Source organism: Nonomuraea sp. NPDC051298, from assembly GCF_055586305.1.
Genome location: NZ_JBVJIM010000018.1, coordinates 68,569 through 85,407, shown reverse-complemented (window position 1 = coordinate 85,407; position 16,839 = coordinate 68,569). Strand labels below are relative to the sequence as shown.

Sequence of the window (16,839 nt, the reverse complement as noted above, 5' to 3'; positions counted from 1 at the left end):
TCTGTCCAATTCCACGCCCCCTAATACGCCTCGGCCGCACCGGCAGTTGCCTGCGCGCCGCGGGCAACCTCGGGCGGCGCCCAAGCGTATTGGCAGGATGTCGGGTTCGAACGTTCTGGAGGAAGCATGAAATTCACGACCACATCGGTCCGGCCGCTCCTCGCGGTCGGGGCCGGCCTGGCCGTGGCGGGCGCCGCCCTGCTCCCGAGCCTGCCGGGCCACGCGCAGGCGCCGATGCGGTCCACGGCCGCGAGTTCGGCTCCTCCGCAGGGCGCGTACTGGCATACGAGGACGCTGTTGAAACGCACCAACCCGCGTCAGCTCGGCAGCGGGGCCAACCGCTACTGGGTGGTGGAGCAGCACCTCATGGAGAACTGGATGACGCCCGAGGGCAAGTCCTGGTACGGGTCGCGGCAGCCGGGGGCCTACCCGAAGAGCGCGGCGGACCGGGCCGCGTGGCGCCGCGACGGCTCGCCGGCCCAGTGGTCCCGCACCGCCGACGGCCAGGTCGTGAAGCTGTCCACCGAACCGACCCGCGGCCACGTAACCCCGGTGGCGGGCGAGAACTCGTTCATGCTCGGGGGGCAGAAACTGACGTACGACGAGGTCCAGCGGCTCCCCGCGGACCCGGACGGACTGAAGTCCTGGCTGGCGGAGGCCGCGCGGGCCGGGCGGGAGATGGACGTGGACGGCAGCGTCACCTACTCGCTGCGCGACCTCTTCCACCGGCTGCCCGCGCCCAAGGAGGTGCGCGCCGCCGCCTACCAGGCCCTGCTGACGAGGCCGAACGTCCACTCCCTGGGGACGGCCAAGGACGACGCGGGCAGGACCGGCACGGCCGTCAGGATCGACCACCCGCAGGCCACGGGGGAGTCGGCGGCAAAGGAAAAGGGCGTGCGGCCCAAGGACGAGCACAAGGCGTGGGAAGTCCTGATCATCGACACCGGCACGATGCTCCTGCTGTCAGAGAGCAGGAAGGTCACGATCGACGGCAAGGAGTTCCCGAACAAGACCTACACCAACCTCCTGCTCCAGGTCGGCTGGACCAACGCCGCCCCGGCGGTGCCCGCCCTGCCGTAGCGGAGCCGCGCTCAAACGTTTCCTGCCCCGGTAGTGCACATGGGTGGCGTCCGGGGTGGGGATGGCCCGCACGAGTTCGAGCCGAAGGAGCTGGCCCCGTCACCGCCGCCGGGCCCGCGAGCCCTCATCGTTCAGGTGGGTGAACAGCAGCCGTCCGCGCACTCGCCGGGCCCGGCGGCGGAGGTCGTCCCGGCCTGTGGGGCGCAGCAGGCGTCTCCGCGCCAGGCTGCGCGGCCCTCCTTCACGGCCACGGCGGCGATGACCAGGGCGGCGATCGGGTCGGCCCACGACCAGCCGAACAGGCTGTTGAGCGCGAGCCCTGCCAGCAGCACCCCGGACAGGTACGTGCACAGCAGCGTCTGCTTGGAGTCGGCCACGGCCGAGGCCGAGCCGAGTTCGCGACCGGCGCGGCGCTGGGCATACGACAGGAAGGGCATGATCAGCAGCGACAGGGCGGCCAGGATCAGGCCGGGCGTGGAGTGCTCGGCCTCGCCCGCGCCGAGCAGGGCGCGTACGGCGTCGAAGGACACGTACGCGGCCAGGGCGAAGAAGGAGATCGCGATGACGCGCAGGGCGGCGCGCTCGCGGCGCTCGTGGTCGGCGGTGGAGAACTGCCAGGCGAGCGCGGTCGCGGAGGCGACCTCGACGACGGAGTCGAGGCCGAAGCCGATCAGCGCGGTGGAGGAGGCCAGCGTGCCCGCGGTGATGGCGACGGCCGCCTCGATCACGTTGTAGGTGATGGTGGCGGCGACCAGGAGCCGGATGCGCCGCTGGAGCGAGGCGCGCCGGGCCAGGGTCAGCGTGGTCACGACACCGTCTCCCCTGCCTGCTCGTGGGCGGGGCGCAGCGTGACGGTGTGGCCCGTGGCGGCCAGGAGGTGTTCGGCGGAGGCGAGGAGATCCATCAGTTCGGGACGGGTGAGGGAGTAGAAGGACTGGCGGCCCTGGGCGCGGTAGTCGACCAGGCCGCAGTCGCGCAGGCAGGCCAGATGCTTGGACACCGTGGACTGCGCGAGCCCCAGCTCGGCGGTCAGGTCGACCACGCGGGCCTCGCCGCGCGTCAGCCGCTGCACGATGCGCAGCCGGGTCTCGTCGGCCAGGGACTGGAACAGCGCCGCCGCAGGCGGGATCCCCGCCGCGATGTCCGCGCTCACACAACGGCCACCCTCACGATCAATCGCCATATAACGATGATAGCGCCAGAGTCGCATTACACCGCAAGCCCTGAACGGTTCGAGCGGCAGGGTGCCCCCGTCAGGGGGCGAGACGGCGGCGGCGGACGACGAGCGCGGCCGTCATGACGAGCGCGACGACGACGGCCGCGCCCACCGCGATCCACCCCCAGGCGGAACCTGACGGCTCACCGGCATTGCCCGGCGAGGGCGCGTTCACCCTGACGGGAGCGCCCAGAGCGGTGACCAGCTCGGCGTCGACAGGACCCGCGAGGCTCTCGTGCGCGGAGGCCCGCTCGTCACCGGGCCGCAGCGGGCCGGAGCCCGGGTCGACCGGGACGTTGCCCGCGCACAGCGAAGACGACAGGGCCGTTTCCTGAGCCTTCTGCGCGAGTCCGGAGGCGTCCGAGTCGGCGAAGACGAGATAGCGCCCGCCCTTGCCGAACGCGTACCCGCACGAGGCGCTGTCGGCGTTGGTGGCGATCACGAACTCGGCGGCGGCAGCGCCCTTGTACACGTTGTCCGCCAGGAACGTGTAGACGATCTGCGGCCGTGGGCCGAAGGGATCGGCCGCACCCGCGCGGACGTTCACGACGGTGCCGGTGAAGACCACATCCGCGTGGCCCATCGACTCCGCCGGTGCGAGGTCCACGCAGTCGCAGGCGCGGGCGGCCGTGGACGTGCCCACGACGAAGGCGGCGACGAGAGCGAGAAGGGCGAGCAGTCGCAGCGTCATGCCCCTACCACGTACGGCCCGGCGGCAACGGTTCAGCGCGTGTCAGTGGCGCCGGGAGACGCCCCGCAGGGCGGCCACGAGCCGGTCCACGTCGTCGGCCGAGGTGAACAGGGCCGGGGTGACCCGTACCGCGTCGCCGCCGCTCATGCCCTTGCGGGCCACGGTGAAGATCCGGTGCCGCTTCATCAGCTCGTCGGCGAGGGCCAGGTTGTCGGCCTCGGAGGTACGGCCCCGCACACGGAAGGCGGTGATGGCGCCGTACATGTCCGGCTCGTCTGGGGTGAGGACGTCGAAGCCGCCGAGGTCGCGGACCTGGCGGACCCAGCGGTCGCGCAGATACCGCAGGCGGGCCTGCTTGGCCTGCGCGCCGAGGGACTCGTGGAAGTCGAGGGCGGCGTCCACGGTGAGGAAGGGGGCGACGTTCATGGTGCCGGAGTGGACGCGGGAGCGGATGTCGGTCGCGGGATAGGTCTCGTCGGCGTAAGCCGGGTCGATGTCGGGCAGGCGGTGCTCCCGGATGTACAGGAACCCGGCTCCCAGCGGCACCCCCATCCACTTGTGCAGGGAGAACGCGGCGAAGTCGGCGTCGAGGCCGGTCAGGGTGAAGTCGAGTTGCCCCCACGAGTGCGCGGCGTCCACGATCACGTCGACGCCGCGGCCGCGGGCCATGGCCACGATCTGGCGGACCGGCGCCACCAGGCCGGTGCGGTTGTTCATGTGGCTGAGCAGCAGCAGCCGCACCTCCGGGTGGTCGCGCAGGGCCCGCTCGTACGTGTCGAGCACCGCCCGGCGGGTGGCCGGCTCCGGGATGACGATGCGGACGACCCGGACGCCGCGCCGCTCACGCAGCCAGTTCATCGCGTACTGGGCGCTGTGGTAGTCCAGGTCGGCGTACATGACGGCGTCGCCGGGGCGCAGGCGGCGGTAGCCGGAGATCAGGTTCTGCAGCGCCTCGGTGCCGCCCCGGGTCAGCGCGATCTCGTTCCCGGAGACGCCGAGCAGCGCGGCGATGCGGTCGCGGACCTCGTCGGCCCGCGGCTTGTACGCCGTGCGCAGCAGATGGGAGCTGCGCTCGTTGAGGTGGTCGACCTGGCCGTGGTAGGCCCGGCGGACGGGCTCGGGCATGATGCCGTAGTAGCCGTTCTCCAGGTTGACGAAGTCCGGGCTCACCCGGAACTGCCGGGCGACGGAGGCCCAGAAGCGCTCGTCCTCGGCCAGTCGCGCGGCGGTGACCCCGTCGGGCGCGCGCGGCGGCGGCTCGGCGGCGGCGGGGCGGGCGTTCATGGCACCGGCGGCCAGCGCTCCGGCCCCTGCGATGATCCGACGTCTGGACAAGGTCATGGCGGACTCCACCTGAGATGGCAGCGGGCCGGCCGGTTTGCTGGGAAATGCAGCAGAAATGCCGCGTCCCCGCTGTGACGTCGGCCTGAATGAGGCAACATTTTCCCGAGTGAATGGTCCTCATCGACGCGCCCGGCCGATCAGATAAGGGCGCGTTCTTTACCGGAACCTTTGTCATTGATGGGCGCAGACCATCACCCCGAGGGCATGATTGCCGATGATGCTCACGACACGAACGACCGCTTCTCGCCGCCCGGCCGCATTCGGCGCCGGTCGGCTGCTGAGCCCTGTCGTGCTCGTGATCGCCCTGGTCGTCGGCACGGTGTTCGCGCACGGCGGCGCGTGCGCGGCGGTGGAGCTGTCGGAGCCGGTGGCCCACGGCGCCCACTTCGAAGGCGGCGCCGTTCAGGAGAGCGCGCACTGCCTGCACAACCAACTGCCCGAGCACCACCGGCACGGCACCGAGCAGGACTTCTCTGCGACCAGCCCGGCCGCGACGCCCGGCTCCACCACCGCACCCGCGGCCCCGCCCGGCTGCTCCCTGGGGGAAGCCGGGCATGCGCCGCAGGCTTGCGGCGGCCTGGCCCGCCTCGTGGGCGCCCCTCCGGAAACTCTCTGCGTGATGCGCATATAGGACCGACGGCCGTAATTCGTCGTCCACCGGTCCACTCCGATCCGTGGCGGTTCCGTCATGCCGTGGATCACGCGTATTCACTTCGGGGATTGAGCAATGTCGTCCAATGTCGTTCTCGCGCGCCCGCAAGCGGCGCCACAAATCGGATATTCCTCGCTCTCGCTTACCGTCGGCAATACTCCGCTCGCCTATGTGTCGGCGCCTTTCGTGCCGGGAGGGGGTGGGTTCTGGGCCAAGCTCGAAGGCTTCAACCCGGGCGGGATCAAGGACCGCCCCGCCCTGCACATGGTGCGCAGGGCGCGGGCCCGGGGAGACCTCCGGCCGGAGGGCACCATCGTCGAGTCCACCAGCGGGACGCTGGGCCTCGGCCTGGCCCTGGCCGGCATCGTGTTCGGCCACCCGGTCGTGCTCGTGGGAGACCCGGGCATGGAGCCGCTCATGTGCCGCCTCCTCGCCTCCTACGGCGTCCGCCTGGAGATCGTGACCGAGCCGCATCCGGTCGGCGGCTGGCAGCAGGCCCGGCGCGAACGCGTACGGCGCCTGCTCGCGGAGATCCCCGGGTCCTACTGCCCCGACCAGTACAACAACCCGGACAACGTCGACGCCTACGCCGGGCTGGCGCACGAGCTGCTCGGCCGGTTGCCCCACATCGACACGCTGGTGTGCTCGGTCGGCACCGGCGGGCACAGCGCGGGCATCCACAAGGTGCTGCGCGGCCACTTCCCCGACCTGAGGCTGGTGGGCGTCGACACGATCGGCTCGACCATCTTCGGCCAGCCACCTCGGACGCGGCTGATGCGCGGGCTCGGCTCCAGCATCCACCCGCGCAACGTCGCCTACGACGCCTTCGGTGAGGTGCACTGGGTCAGCCCGGCCGAGGCGGTGTGGGCCTGCCGCACCCTGGCCGCCCGCCAGTACGTGACGGGCGGATGGAGCACCGGCGCCGTCACACTGGTGGCGCGCTGGCTGGCCCGCACCGCGCCGGAGCGGTCCATCGTCGCGATCTTTCCCGACGGACCCTGGCGGTACTGGAACACCGTCTACGACGACGAGTACTGCCGCGCCCACGGCCTGCTCGGCGAGACCCCCGCCGACGAGCCCGACGAGCTGCGCGTCCCCGGCGAGCGCGAGGTGCACCGCTGGACGCGCTGCGCGAACGTGACCGACCCGCTGGCAGGCACCCGATGAGCGGCACACTGAGGGAGTTCCGCTCCTTCGACCGGCCGATCCAGCTCCTGCAGATCAACCAGGCGGGCATCAACCTCGGCTTCTACATGCTGATGCCGTATCTCGCCCAGCATCTCTCGGCCGCCGCGGGCCTGGCGGCCTGGACGATCGGCCTCCTCCTCGGGCTGCGGAACCTGAGCCAGCAGGGCATGTTCCTGATCGGCGGCACGCTGGCCGACCGGCTCGGCTACAAGCCCATGATCATGCTGGGGTGCGCGTTGCGTACGGTCGGGTTCGCGATGTTCGGGCTCACCACGTCGCTGCCGATGCTCATCGTGGCCGCGGCGGTGACCGGGTTCGCGGGGGCGCTGTTCAACCCGGCCGCCCGCGCCTATCTGGCCGTGGCGGCAGGAGAGCGCAAGGTGGCGGCGTTCGCCGTCTTCAACGTGTTCTACCAGGGTGGCATCCTGCTCGGCCCGCTCGCCGGGATCGCCCTGCTGAGCGGCGGGTTCACGGCCGTCTGCCTGGCCGCGGCGGGCATCTTCGCGGTGCTCACCGTCCTGCAGGGCCTGTGCCTGCCCGCCCGGCGCGGCCAGGCGCCGTCGGACCGGCCGGTGCTGCGGGACTGGCGGCAGGCGTTCGGCGACCGTGCGTTCGTCTCCTTCGCGGCGGCGATGATCGCCTCGTACGCGCTGTCGTACCAGATGTATCTGGCCCTGCCGCTCGAAGTGCAGCGCGTGGGCGGCGGGCAGACGGGGGTGATGGCCCTGTACGCGGTCTCCGCGCTGCTCGGCATCGCCGGTCAGGTGCGCCTCACCGCCTGGTGCTCGGCCCGGTGGACCCGCGGTCAGGCCATCGCCCGCGGCCTGGCGCTCATGGGAGTCGCCTTCCTGCCCCCGGCGGCCATGGCGGACCTGTCGCCGCCGGTGGCGTGGGCGATGGTCCCGGTGGTGGCCTGCACCCTCCTGATCACCGTGGGGTCGCTGATCGCGTTCCCGTTCGAGATGGCCACCATCGCGGACATGGCGGGGGACCGGCTGATCGGCACCTACTACGGCCTGTACAACCTGCTGTCCGGAGTGGGCATCCTCGCCGGGAACGTGCTGGCGGGCACCGCGATGGACGTCGCTCGCGCGTACGGGCTGGCCTGGTTGCCATGGGCGCTGCTGACCGTCGCCGGCCTGCTCTCCGCGGCGGCGATCACGCGTTTGGAGCGCCGCGAACGGCTCCCCCGCGTCGGCCCGGTCACCGCCGCGGCCTGAGGACGGGGCCCTGGTGTGGCCGGTTACCGGCCACACCAGGGTCGCGGTCAGGAGCTGCCGGAGCCGGTTCGGCGGCGACCCCCGAAGAAGATCGCCACGCCGCCGAGGACGAGCGCACCGACCGCGATCCACAGCCAGCCCGGCACGCCGCCGCTCTCCTGCTCGGCCGCGACCGGCGCACCCGCGGGCGAGGCGGGCGGTGCGGAGGCGGTCGGCGGGGTTTCTGAGGGCACTGGTGATGGTTCCGTCGTGCTGGGACTGGGACTGGGGCTGGGGCTGGGCGGGGCGGTCAGGGTGAAGCGGATCTCGCCCTGGATGGGGTGACCGTCGGAGGAGACCACCCGCCAGGCGATCCGGTAGCGGCCCGCGGCCAGTTCGCCTTCGGGCTCGGCGAAGACCTTGACGCCCTCCGTACGGGGCTTGCCGAGGGGAACGCGCTCGCCGTCCGGGCCCTCCAGCAGGATCGTGGGCATGGTCATGCGCGCGGTGAACTCGAGCTCGATCGTCTCCACGCTCTCGACCTTGGCGTTGTCGGCCGGAGAGCTGGACTTGAGCCTGTCATGCGCCAGCGCCGCGGGAGCGGTGAGCAGCAGCACCATGGCGGCACCGACCGCTGACGCCAGGGTGCGGCGGACGAGGGTAGGAATGTGAGTCAAATGCGGACTCCGAAGACTAGATGGTGAGACGCGCCGCCCATCGGCGACGCACGCGCCACGCGGCGACACCCGCACGGCGTGGTGGGCGCTCGCGCGGCCGTGAAGGCCGCGAGCGGCGGATGGACGTTTGTTCGTGAGACCGCCGTCCCAGATCAGATCGGCCGTCTCAGATCGTCGGCCTCAGACCAGCGGTCTCAGTTCGGCGGCCTCAGATCAGCGGCCTCAGATCAGCGGCAGGGCGGCAACCCTCGGCGGGCCCTGGGGCGGGCCTCGGCGCGACACGACCCGTACCAGCGACGCCGGGACGCGGCGGGCCGTCTCCGGCCAGACCGGCACGACAGCGGGGCCGGTCACCACCACCGTCCGCCCCGGTACGGCGAGCGCCGCCACCACCAGGCGGCACCATCCGGCGACCCGAACGGCGGCCAGCCGCAAAAGCGCGGCCAGCGCGGCGTCACCACGGGCCAGCCACCAGCTCGACCCCACGGCCACCGCGACGTGGATCAGCAGCATGCCGGATCCCGCGCCGTGTTCGTGGCCCGCCGGATCGGCCGTGATCGACGGCACCAGGGTCGACGCGACATCGTCGGGCGTCGCGAACAGCCGGTGCAGCCCGTATTGGGAGAGGCCGCACAGGGTCAGCAGCGTCGGCCCGCCGCGCTGCCGGGCGCCCAGGGCATAGGCGGTCGCCCAGGTCGCCACCACCGCGAGGCCGAGCGCCTGCGGTCTGATGGCACCGCCTCCGACCAGCAGGTGCAGGGCGGCCGAGGCAAGGATGCAGATCGCCGCGAACGCCGCGGCGCGCAACGCGCGGATCACAGGGCGGCCGACCTCCACGCCGCCATCCTGCCAGAGCGCGTCACGCCCGTCGCGTCAGAACACGATCCAGGACGCGCCGCCCCGCATCACACAGGCCCAGAAGACGAGCACGGAAGACAAGCACGGAAGACGAGCACGAACGACGAGCACGGACGACAGGCAGGGACGACAGGCCCGGACAACGGGCACGGACGCGGAACGGCGCCCGCACCACAGGGGATGCGGGCGCCGTCCGGAGATGGATCAGCTCGCCGAGTCGGCGGGCCCGTGCTGGTGGACCTGCTTGGCGTCGGCCCGCTGTGCGGCCGCCGCCGTGGGCGCCGGGTCGGTGGGGATCGTCCCGGTGTCGAACGCGTACTTGGCGGTCAGGGTCGCGATCGCGTCGGAGTTGACGTCCAGCGCCTTGTCGTTGATGTTCTCGATCGTGTCGCAGACGCTGTGGTAGCAGGGGTCCAGCGGGATCCCGGCCGTGCCGCCGAAGATCGCGGCCTCCTCCGCGGTCTTGAGCGTCTCGGCGCCGGTGAACAGCCCGCCCGACGGGATCCCGACGGCGATGAACGGCCCGTAGTCGGAGCGGCCGGTGAACGCGCTCCCCTTGTACGGCAGCCCGCGCCCGGCGAAGAACTTCTCGAAGTCCTCCTCGATCACGTCCGATCCCGGAGGCCCGGCGGTGCCGAACGCGTCGCCGTCACCGTCGTAGATCCCGAACGTGTAGTTCGGCGAGGCGATCATGTCGAAGTTGAGATACAGAGTGACCTTGGCCCGCTGCTCCGCGGTCAAGGACGTGACGTAGTGCTCCGACCCGAGCAGGCCGAACTCCTCGGCGCCCCAGAAGGCGAAGCGCAGTTGGTTCTTCGGCTTGATCTTGGCCGCCTGGAGCGCGACCTCGAGGAGGCCGGCGCTGCCGGAGCCGTTGTCGTTGATGCCGGGCCCTTCCTGGACGCCGTCGAGGTGGGAGCCGAGCATCACCACGTTGTCCGGGTTGCCCTTACGGCTCTGGGCGATCACGTTGTACGTGGTCCTGGTCTCGACGATCGGGTCCCAGTTCATCTGCACGGCCGAACCCGCCGCCGCGGCCAGCTCCTGGCCGACCGAGAACCGGGCGAAGAACGCCGGGATCGTGATGCCGGGCCCGCCGAGCACGGGGTTCAGGTCAACCTCGGTACGGCCTTCCTGGCCCTCGTTGAACACGATGGCCGCGCTCGCACCCGCCGCCATGGCGTTCTCCACCTTGACGCGGAAGTTGCAGGTGCCGCGCTGCAGGAGCGCGACGTTGCCCGCCACGAACCCGGCGAAGTCGGCGGCCTCGCAGCCGGAGGTGGAGCTGTTGGCCGGGCCGGGCGGCAGTACGAGGTCCACGGCCTGGACCGTGCCACTGACCGCGCCCGCGGGTGCGTCGCCCATCGACACGAAGTCGCTGAAGAACCCGTACGAGTACGTCTTCGGGTCAGGGCTGGTCCGCTTGAGCACGGGCGGCGTCCGGTAGCCGTCGAAGGTGAACTCGAACGGCTGGATCGTCACGTCGTATCCGGCGCCGCGGAGCTTGCGCGCCACGTAGTCGCGGGAGGCGTCGAAGCCCGGCGTGCCCGAGACGCGGGTCCCGTTGTTGGCGTTCGCGATCGATTGGAAGGCCTGGAGGTGCTTCTTGACGTTCTTGCCGGAAACTTCCTTGACGAGCTTGCGGACAGCGCTGTCTCCGCCACGGTGTGCGTCGGCTGTGCCGGTGAAGGCTAAGGGGGAAAGGGCGACGGCAGCGGCGGTGATGCCACCGAGCACACCCTTGCGCAGTCGGGAACGCATGCTTGCTCCTCGGAACGTGGAGGGAGAACCCCCGGTCAAATCGCGCGTTGCCCGAACGTATTAATCAATCCGCCCAAAAGGGAAGATATCTCATGTATCTGTTGCATCACGGACCTGAAACATACCGATGGCCCAGGGTAGCGGGCAGCATGGCTAGGCGAATCCCTTTTGCGGGGTTACGTTCCTATCTACCCCTCAACCTTCGGATGGAGCCGACCCCATGCCGCTCACCTGGAGAAATGGCGCCCGATTAGCAGTCGCCGCAGCCGTCGCGGCCCTGTGCTCGTCCCTGCTCCACGTACCGAGCCAGGCCGCCGCCCCGCCCGACCTCCCCCTCGCCAACGTCAAGGCCCACCTGACCCAGTTGCAGTCGATCGCGAACGCCAACGGCGGCAACAGGGCCCACGGGCGGCCCGGCTACCTCGCCTCCGCGAACTACGTCCGGGGCCTGCTGGACGCCGCCGGCTTCACCACGACCCTGCAGAGCTTCACCTACAACGGCGCCACCGGCTACAACGTCATCGCCGACTGGCCCGGCGGCACCCCCGACGACGTCCTCATGGTCGGCGCCCACCTCGACGGCGTCACCGCCGGCCCCGGCATCAACGACAACGGCTCCGGCAGCGCGGCCATCCTGGAGACCGCGCTGGAGGTGTCGCGCCAGTCGCTCCAGCCGACCAAGCACCTGCGGTTCGCCTGGTGGGGCGCCGAAGAGCTGGGCCTGCGCGGATCCCAGTACTACGTGAACAACCTGCCGGCCGCCGAACGCGCGCGGATCAAGGGCTACCTGAACTTCGACATGGTCGGCTCCCCCAACGCCGGCTACTTCGTGTACGACGGCGACAACTCGGACGGCGTGGGAGCCGGTCCTGGCCCGGCCGGCTCGGCGGCGCTCGAGCAGACCATCATCGGCTACTTCACCTCGATCGGCGTGCAGACCCGGGGCACCGACTTCGACGGCCGCTCCGACTACGGCCCGTTCATCGCCGTCGGCATCCCGGCGGGCGGCACGTTCACGGGCGCGGAGGGCATCAAGTCCGCGGCGCAGGCCACGCTCTGGGGCGGCACCGCCGGTCAGGCGTTCGACGTCTGCTACCACCGCGCCTGCGACACCACGGCCAACATCAACGACACCGCGCTCGACCGGAACGCCGACGCCATCGCGCACGCCGTCTGGACGCTCGGCACCGCCGTGCCGCCGGTCGTGGTCTGGCAGGACACCTTCGAGACGGCGACCGGCTGGACCGCCAACCCGTCGGGCACCGACGGCGCCACCCTGGGCCAGTGGGAGCGCGGCGACCCCGAGGCCACCGACTCCAGCGGCGCCAAGCAGCTCGGTACCACGGTCAGCGGCACGAACGGACTGGTCACCGGGCGGCTGGCGGGCTCATCCGCGGGCGCGTACGACCTCGACGGCGGCGTCACCTCCATCCAGTCACCGCCGATCACCCTGCCCGCGACCGGCCCGCTGAACCTGTCGTGGTCGTGGTACCTGGCACACGGCTCGAACTCCTCCAGCGCCGACTACCTCAGGGTCCGCGTGGCCGGCAGCACCACGACCACGGTGTTCCAGCAGGCCGGCGCGGCGACGAACCGCAACGGCGCCTGGGCCGCGGCCACCGCGAGCCTGAACGCCTTCGCCGGGCAGACGGTGCGCATCCTCGTCGACGCGGCCGATGCCTCCACGGCCTCGCTGGTCGAGGCCGGCATCGACGACGTCAGGATCACCCGATAGCTCGAAGGAGGGCCGGGCCTCAGCCGCCCGGCCCTGTCCAAAGCGGTCCCGTCCAAAGCGGTCCCGTCCAAAGCGGGCATGTCCAAATGCGGACAGGTAAATCGGCGATACGCAGGACCTTCACAAATTTCCACGACTGTAAATGTCGTTCCGGCCGCCCACATGTTGAACCGTTCCAAAGCCTCGCATAATCCAGCAGACTTGCCACGATTGCTGTGATAGATATGGCGTCACCGTGAGGGCATCGGGGGGCCTTCCAACCTGGCGGTTGGGTGGGGGAACGATGGAATGGCTCGTCGCGATCGTCACATCTGTCGTCGGCACTCTCGCAGGCAAAATCCCTGAGCTGATCATCGACCACGTCCGCAACCGGCGCGCGGCCGAGGAGCAGGCGCTGGTCGACCAACAGGCGTCGGTCAACCAGGTCGCCGAGGAACGGCTGGAGAACTCGCGCCAGTCGTTCGCCCGCGAGCAGCACGAACGCGACCTCCTGCTGGAGCGTTACCGGCTGCGGAACGCGCACTACCCGCTCGGCCTGGTCGGCCGGCTCCAGCACAAGACGCCGAACTTCCGGCCGTCGGTGCTGATCTCGCCCGTGCCCGCCGCCGGGCGGCTGGCCGGGAACCGGGTCCCAGGGCTGGTGCACGAAGCGCTGCGCGGCGTCTCGGCGTTCGCGAAATTCGCGGATCTGCACACCGGCTCTTTCGTCTCCGACAACGGGGTGCCGCGGGCGATCACGGGATCGGTGGGCGCGGAGGAGATCGGCGCGCTGGAGTTCCCCGGGCAACCGGCGCTCATTCTGTATTTCGAACGCGACGGCGACACCCTTTCCGCTTTCGCGTATCTGAACTCGCTCTTCCCGACCGTCGACGGGTCGCTCGGCTTCTCGCTGCGGGTGGCGAGTTTCGGATGGGACCAGACCCCGGGCGCGCGGCACAGCCTGCCCGGCGACGGCGATCTGCCGACCTGGCAGTACATCAATCTCGCGGCGGCCCCGCAGCCGGAGGACAGGGTGGTCGCGGCGGTGATCGCCTGGTTCGTGCTGGCGTGCCTGGACAGCCACTGGCAGGCCCGCGGGGTGCACGACGCCGACCTGCTCGGCGAGGTGCTGCGGGCCGCGCCCGACACCGCGCGGACGGTCCCCACGCCGCCCGAGGAGCCGCCGCTCGGCGAGGTGTTCGGCTACCGGCTGGAGACCGAGCTGGGCGAGCTGATCCACGCGGGGTACGAGCCCGAGGTCGCGGCCTTCACCGACCAGCAGGTGGCGGTCATCGTGGAGTTGGAGGACAGCCAGGTCGCGCTCATCGTGACCGCCGACTATCCCGCGACCCCGCCCCTGGTGCTCGTGCAGTCGGGAGCCGAAGGTGAGCGCCTTGACCTCGACGAGTCGGGGTGGTCCCCCGACCGTACCCTTCTCGAGATCGTGGAGAGCCTTCGATGAGCGACCACTACGTCATCAGGATTTACGAGTCCGAACTCGAAGTCATCTGCGACGAGACGTTCGAGCACCAGAAGATCGAGACCGGCGGCAGCCTCTACGGCCTCTTCAGCCACGGCGGCAGCGCCACGATCTTCCTGGCCACCCGCCCGGCCGGGCACGTCACCCGCCACGAGACCGCGCTCGAGCTCGATCCGGAGGTCGCCCGGGTCATGGAGAGCGGCATGTGGGAGACGTTCGGGCTGCAATGTCTGGGCATGTGGCACTCCCACCACTGGATCAACCTGTTCGAGCCCAGCTCTGGCGACCGGCACCGCGCCCAGCGGCTGGCGGCCAAGGCCGAACGCCAGCGCCACGTGGAGATCCTCGCCAACTTCGTCCACGGGGACGCCACGCCGCCCGAGCAGCGGTCGCGGTTCTGGGGCCGGGGCGAGTCGTCCAGGGACGCCGTGGTGCGGCTCGCGCCGTTCTTCTATCCCGACATCGAGACGTTCGACCGCGCGGCGGCCTCGTTCGCCGTGATCCCGGGCGAGAGCCCGGTGCGCAAGGAGGCCGACCGGCTGAAACTCCCGTCGGGAATCGGCTCCGACCTCCTGCGGGAGGCCAGGTCGCGGGCGCGGACCCGCTATCAGTTGGGAACCTCGGCGGCGCGGCACGAAGGCGAGCCCCGGGCGAGCGCCGAACTGCCGCGGGCCCGCGAACGCACCCTCCTCCCGGAGATCGCCCCCAGGGCGGAGAGCCGTGCGGAGCCCGCCGACCCGCGCCCCGGCGGACGCCGCGAGACGCCCGACGACCCGCGCCCCGGCCGGCTGGAGCCGGTCCCGATCCCCGACCACACCACCTTCCTGGCGCGGTACGTCAACCCCCTCATGCACGGCAGCGGGTACGAGGCGGAGCTGCGCCCACTGGGAGAACAACTCGTCTCGATCATCGTCCACGGGCACCGCCACCGCGCCGTCTTCCTCTACACGCTGGGCTGGGACGGCGAAAAGCCATTCGTCTGGCACGCGATTCTCAAGACCGGCCGCCAAAGCCTCGAATGGACCCCCAAGGCCCCGGAGGACAGATATCTCCTGCCGGAGGTCTTCGCCTGGGGGATCCAAAACCTGAAGGAGCAGTAAGAAACAAGGAGACTCCATTGGTATGGGATGAGTGGCAGCGATATCGGCTGGCGGCCGATCGCAAGGCACTACGCCAGCAGTTTCCCGCCTTCGACTTCTTCAACCCGCTCGGCGACACGTTCGTGCACGGCACCTACTACAGCAACACCGGGTATCCCTACGGGCTGCGGATCTATCTGCCCGCCGGATATCCGGACGAGTGCCCGGCGTCCTACGTCACCGACCCGCTCCCCCTGCTCGGCTACACGAAGCCGATCAGCTCGTACAAGACCAACCACGACATGCACACCTGGGAGAGCGACCGCGAGGGCTGGGTGAAGATCTGCACGTACCGGCCGGAGAAATGGTCGGCGGCGATCTCCCTCAACAAGGTCGTACGCAAGGCGATGCTCTGGGTGACCGCCTACGAATGCCACCTGCAGGACGGCAGTCCCATCTCACGATTCCTGATGGACGCCTGAAAGGGAGAGAATCCGTGGCCACTGACCGGCACAACGACATTCGCGCTTTCATGGAGCAGGCGGCCAAGGGCGCCATGCCACAGGGGAAGCGCATGGTCTTCAACCCGCAGACCGGGAAATGGGAGGTGCGCTCGTCCGGCGAACGGACGGGCGACATGGTCCCGGAGATCGACGCCGAGGACATGAAGGCCTTCGCGTCATGAGCGCCCCGCGGCACGTCGTCGTCCACGGGGCCGCGCTGGCGGAAGACGTGGGCGGGCTGGCGCTGAGGCTGCTCGACGACGGCGACCTCGGCGTCATCGACGGCACGGCGGGCACCGACGTCGTGGTCGTGCGCGGCTCCGCGTCCGACGGCGGGGGCTCCGCGGCGAAGGCCGACGGCGCGGTGCTCGTCTGCCAGGTGGAGGCGGACGCCGTACGGTGCCGCCGGGTGGTGGACGGCGAGCCCGGCGAGGAGGTGCCCGTCACGGTGGTGCCCGCCTCCATCGACGTCTTCGACCGGGTACGCGGGATCTTCGAGACGGACGTGCTCCGCGACCGGGCCGTGGCCGTGCTCGGGCTCGGGTCGGGCGGCAGCTTCATCGTCCGCGAGCTGGCCAAGGCGGGCGTGGGCAAGTTCCTGCTGCTCGACCACGACCGGCTGGAGCCGGGCAACGTCTCCCGCCACGAGTGCGGCCTGAACGACGTGGGCCGGTTGAAGGCGCTGGCCGTACGAGACCTGGTGCACCGGCACAACCCCGCGGCCGAGGTGGTGACGAGCACGCTGCACATCGACGGGAGGACCCGGCACGAGGTGCTGGCGCTGATCGGCAAGCTCCGGGCCGACCTGGTGGTCTGCGCGACCGACTCGCGCGAGAGCCGCCTGCTGGTCAACCGGCTCTGCGTGGAGAACGGCCTGCCGATGGTCATCGGCGGGGTCTTCCAGCGGGCCTACGGCGGCATCGTCCAGCGCGTCATACCGGGGCTGACCGCCTGCTACCAGTGCTACGTCCAGGCGCTGCCCGCCCAGGCCGGCGACACCGAGATCAGCAGCGAGGCCGACGCCGCCCGGTTCTCCTACACGGACCGGGCGGTGCTGCCGCAGCCGGGCCTGTCGACCGACGTCATCCCGATCGCGCTGCACATGGTCAAGCTGTCCCTGGTGGAGCTGCTCGGGCAGGAGTCGCCCGCCTTCCGCGGCCTCAGCCAGGACCTGGTGGCCCCGTTGTTCCAGTGGGTCAACCGGCGGGAGGCCGCGCACGCGGGGCTGGCGCCCATGGGGGTGTCCGTGGACGAGCTGAGCGTGCTGCGGTGGTACGGCGTGCTGCTGCCCAGGCTCGACGACTGCGCCGCCTGCGGAAAACGCGAGGTCACCGTGACGGACGAGCTGTTCCCCGTGGAGCCGCCACCCCAGCCGTAGGTTTCACGGGAACGGCGGA

The 16,839-nt window shown here is 70.8% G+C and carries 17 protein-coding genes; 10 read left to right on the top strand and 7 right to left on the bottom strand.

The features are described 5' to 3' along the window. The first annotated feature begins 126 nt into the window (after nucleotides 1-126). Complete coding sequence (locus ACZ6S0_RS38170) at nucleotides 127-1,080, top strand: hypothetical protein (protein ID WP_465924201.1); 954 nt, start codon at nucleotides 127-129, stop codon at nucleotides 1,078-1,080. A gap of 131 nt (nucleotides 1,081-1,211) precedes the next feature. Here the strand turns inward: ACZ6S0_RS38170 and ACZ6S0_RS38165 are convergent, their stop codons facing one another. The 4 genes from ACZ6S0_RS38165 to ACZ6S0_RS38150 form a co-directional block, all read right to left on the bottom strand. Then, complete coding sequence (locus ACZ6S0_RS38165) at nucleotides 1,212-1,889, bottom strand: cation efflux transmembrane domain-containing protein (protein WP_465924200.1); 678 nt, start codon at nucleotides 1,887-1,889, stop codon at nucleotides 1,212-1,214. Continuing rightward, entirely contained in the window at nucleotides 1,886-2,263 is a 378-nt protein-coding gene (locus tag ACZ6S0_RS38160; protein WP_465924199.1) for an ArsR/SmtB family transcription factor, read from the bottom strand. Before ACZ6S0_RS38160 ends, ACZ6S0_RS38165 begins: the two co-directional genes overlap by 4 nt. A 70-nt stretch (nucleotides 2,264-2,333) precedes the next feature. Next, on the bottom strand, nucleotides 2,334-2,987 hold the full coding sequence (locus ACZ6S0_RS38155; protein ID WP_465924198.1) for a hypothetical protein: 654 nt from the start codon (nucleotides 2,985-2,987) through the stop codon (nucleotides 2,334-2,336). A 42-nt stretch (nucleotides 2,988-3,029) separates the two neighbouring features. Further along, the gene (locus ACZ6S0_RS38150; RefSeq protein ID WP_465924197.1) at nucleotides 3,030-4,328 is read right to left on the bottom strand and encodes an aminotransferase class V-fold PLP-dependent enzyme; all 1,299 of its coding nucleotides are present in this window, start codon (nucleotides 4,326-4,328) and stop codon (nucleotides 3,030-3,032) included. Nucleotides 4,329-4,620: 292 nt separating this feature from the next. Between ACZ6S0_RS38150 and ACZ6S0_RS38145 the strand changes: the two genes are divergently transcribed. The 3 genes from ACZ6S0_RS38145 (at nucleotide 4,621) to ACZ6S0_RS38135 (ending at nucleotide 7,391) form a co-directional block, all read left to right on the top strand. After that, entirely contained in the window at nucleotides 4,621-4,962 is a 342-nt protein-coding gene (locus tag ACZ6S0_RS38145; protein WP_465924196.1) for a hypothetical protein, read from the top strand. Between the two features lie 96 nt (nucleotides 4,963-5,058). Further along, entirely contained in the window at nucleotides 5,059-6,150 is a 1,092-nt protein-coding gene (locus ACZ6S0_RS38140; protein WP_465924195.1) for a PLP-dependent cysteine synthase family protein, read from the top strand. Continuing rightward, nucleotides 6,147-7,391 carry an MFS transporter gene (locus ACZ6S0_RS38135; protein WP_465924194.1) on the top strand — a complete coding sequence of 415 codons (1,245 nt, stop codon included), beginning with the start codon at nucleotides 6,147-6,149 and terminating at the stop codon, nucleotides 7,389-7,391. The genes ACZ6S0_RS38140 and ACZ6S0_RS38135 overlap by 4 nt, the downstream gene beginning before the upstream one ends. A 47-nt stretch (nucleotides 7,392-7,438) precedes the next feature. Here the strand turns inward: ACZ6S0_RS38135 and ACZ6S0_RS38130 are convergent, their stop codons facing one another. The 3 genes from ACZ6S0_RS38130 to ACZ6S0_RS38120 form a co-directional block, all read right to left on the bottom strand. Beyond that, nucleotides 7,439-8,047: a copper resistance CopC family protein gene (locus tag ACZ6S0_RS38130; RefSeq protein ID WP_465924193.1), complete on the bottom strand. Its 609-nt coding sequence runs from the start codon at nucleotides 8,045-8,047 to the stop codon at nucleotides 7,439-7,441. 222 nt (nucleotides 8,048-8,269) lie between these two features. After that, nucleotides 8,270-8,884 carry an MFS transporter gene (locus tag ACZ6S0_RS38125; RefSeq protein ID WP_465924192.1) on the bottom strand — a complete coding sequence of 205 codons (615 nt, stop codon included), beginning with the start codon at nucleotides 8,882-8,884 and terminating at the stop codon, nucleotides 8,270-8,272. Between the two features lie 225 nt (nucleotides 8,885-9,109). After that, complete coding sequence (locus ACZ6S0_RS38120) at nucleotides 9,110-10,666, bottom strand: M28 family metallopeptidase (RefSeq protein ID WP_465924191.1); 1,557 nt, start codon at nucleotides 10,664-10,666, stop codon at nucleotides 9,110-9,112. A gap of 220 nt (nucleotides 10,667-10,886) precedes the next feature. Here ACZ6S0_RS38120 and ACZ6S0_RS38115 point away from each other — a divergent pair, with 220 nt between their 5' ends. From ACZ6S0_RS38115 to ACZ6S0_RS38090, 6 genes are all read left to right on the top strand, one after another. Continuing rightward, a complete protein-coding gene (locus ACZ6S0_RS38115; protein ID WP_465924190.1) occupies nucleotides 10,887-12,401 on the top strand; it encodes a M28 family metallopeptidase in 1,515 nt (504 codons plus the stop codon). 283 nt (nucleotides 12,402-12,684) lie between these two features. After that, nucleotides 12,685-13,842 (top strand): hypothetical protein, encoded by a 1,158-nt coding sequence (locus tag ACZ6S0_RS38110; RefSeq protein ID WP_465924189.1) that lies wholly within the window; start codon nucleotides 12,685-12,687, stop codon nucleotides 13,840-13,842. After that, the gene (locus ACZ6S0_RS38105) at nucleotides 13,839-14,960 is read left to right on the top strand and encodes a hypothetical protein (protein ID WP_465924188.1); all 1,122 of its coding nucleotides are present in this window, start codon (nucleotides 13,839-13,841) and stop codon (nucleotides 14,958-14,960) included. The genes ACZ6S0_RS38110 and ACZ6S0_RS38105 overlap by 4 nt, the downstream gene beginning before the upstream one ends. 17 nt (nucleotides 14,961-14,977) lie before the next feature. Next, the gene (locus ACZ6S0_RS38100; RefSeq protein WP_465924187.1) at nucleotides 14,978-15,421 is read left to right on the top strand and encodes a hypothetical protein; all 444 of its coding nucleotides are present in this window, start codon (nucleotides 14,978-14,980) and stop codon (nucleotides 15,419-15,421) included. A 14-nt stretch (nucleotides 15,422-15,435) separates the two neighbouring features. Then, entirely contained in the window at nucleotides 15,436-15,624 is a 189-nt protein-coding gene (locus tag ACZ6S0_RS38095; RefSeq protein ID WP_465924186.1) for a hypothetical protein, read from the top strand. Beyond that, nucleotides 15,621-16,820: a ThiF family adenylyltransferase gene (locus ACZ6S0_RS38090; protein WP_465924185.1), complete on the top strand. Its 1,200-nt coding sequence runs from the start codon at nucleotides 15,621-15,623 to the stop codon at nucleotides 16,818-16,820. The genes ACZ6S0_RS38095 and ACZ6S0_RS38090 overlap by 4 nt, the downstream gene beginning before the upstream one ends. Nucleotides 16,821-16,839 lie beyond the last annotated feature (19 nt).

Excerpts from the sequence above, each read along its gene's own strand:
- ACZ6S0_RS38155 (WP_465924198.1), bottom strand. The coding sequence starts at position 2,987 with ATGACGCTGCGACTGCTCGCCCTTCTCGCTCTCGTCGCCGCCTTCGTC.
- ACZ6S0_RS38150 (WP_465924197.1), bottom strand. The coding sequence starts at position 4,328 with ATGACCTTGTCCAGACGTCGGATCATCGCAGGGGCCGGAGCGCTGGCC.
- ACZ6S0_RS38170 (WP_465924201.1), top strand. The coding sequence starts at position 127 with ATGAAATTCACGACCACATCGGTCCGGCCGCTCCTCGCGGTCGGGGCC.
- ACZ6S0_RS38115 (WP_465924190.1), top strand. The coding sequence starts at position 10,887 with ATGCCGCTCACCTGGAGAAATGGCGCCCGATTAGCAGTCGCCGCAGCC.
- ACZ6S0_RS38135 (WP_465924194.1), top strand. The coding sequence starts at position 6,147 with ATGAGCGGCACACTGAGGGAGTTCCGCTCCTTCGACCGGCCGATCCAG.
- ACZ6S0_RS38090 (WP_465924185.1), top strand. The coding sequence starts at position 15,621 with ATGAGCGCCCCGCGGCACGTCGTCGTCCACGGGGCCGCGCTGGCGGAA.
- ACZ6S0_RS38105 (WP_465924188.1), top strand. The coding sequence starts at position 13,839 with ATGAGCGACCACTACGTCATCAGGATTTACGAGTCCGAACTCGAAGTC.
- ACZ6S0_RS38140 (WP_465924195.1), top strand. The coding sequence starts at position 5,059 with ATGTCGTCCAATGTCGTTCTCGCGCGCCCGCAAGCGGCGCCACAAATC.
- ACZ6S0_RS38120 (WP_465924191.1), bottom strand. The coding sequence starts at position 10,666 with ATGCGTTCCCGACTGCGCAAGGGTGTGCTCGGTGGCATCACCGCCGCT.
- ACZ6S0_RS38110 (WP_465924189.1), top strand. The coding sequence starts at position 12,685 with ATGGAATGGCTCGTCGCGATCGTCACATCTGTCGTCGGCACTCTCGCA.
- ACZ6S0_RS38160 (WP_465924199.1), bottom strand. The coding sequence starts at position 2,263 with ATGGCGATTGATCGTGAGGGTGGCCGTTGTGTGAGCGCGGACATCGCG.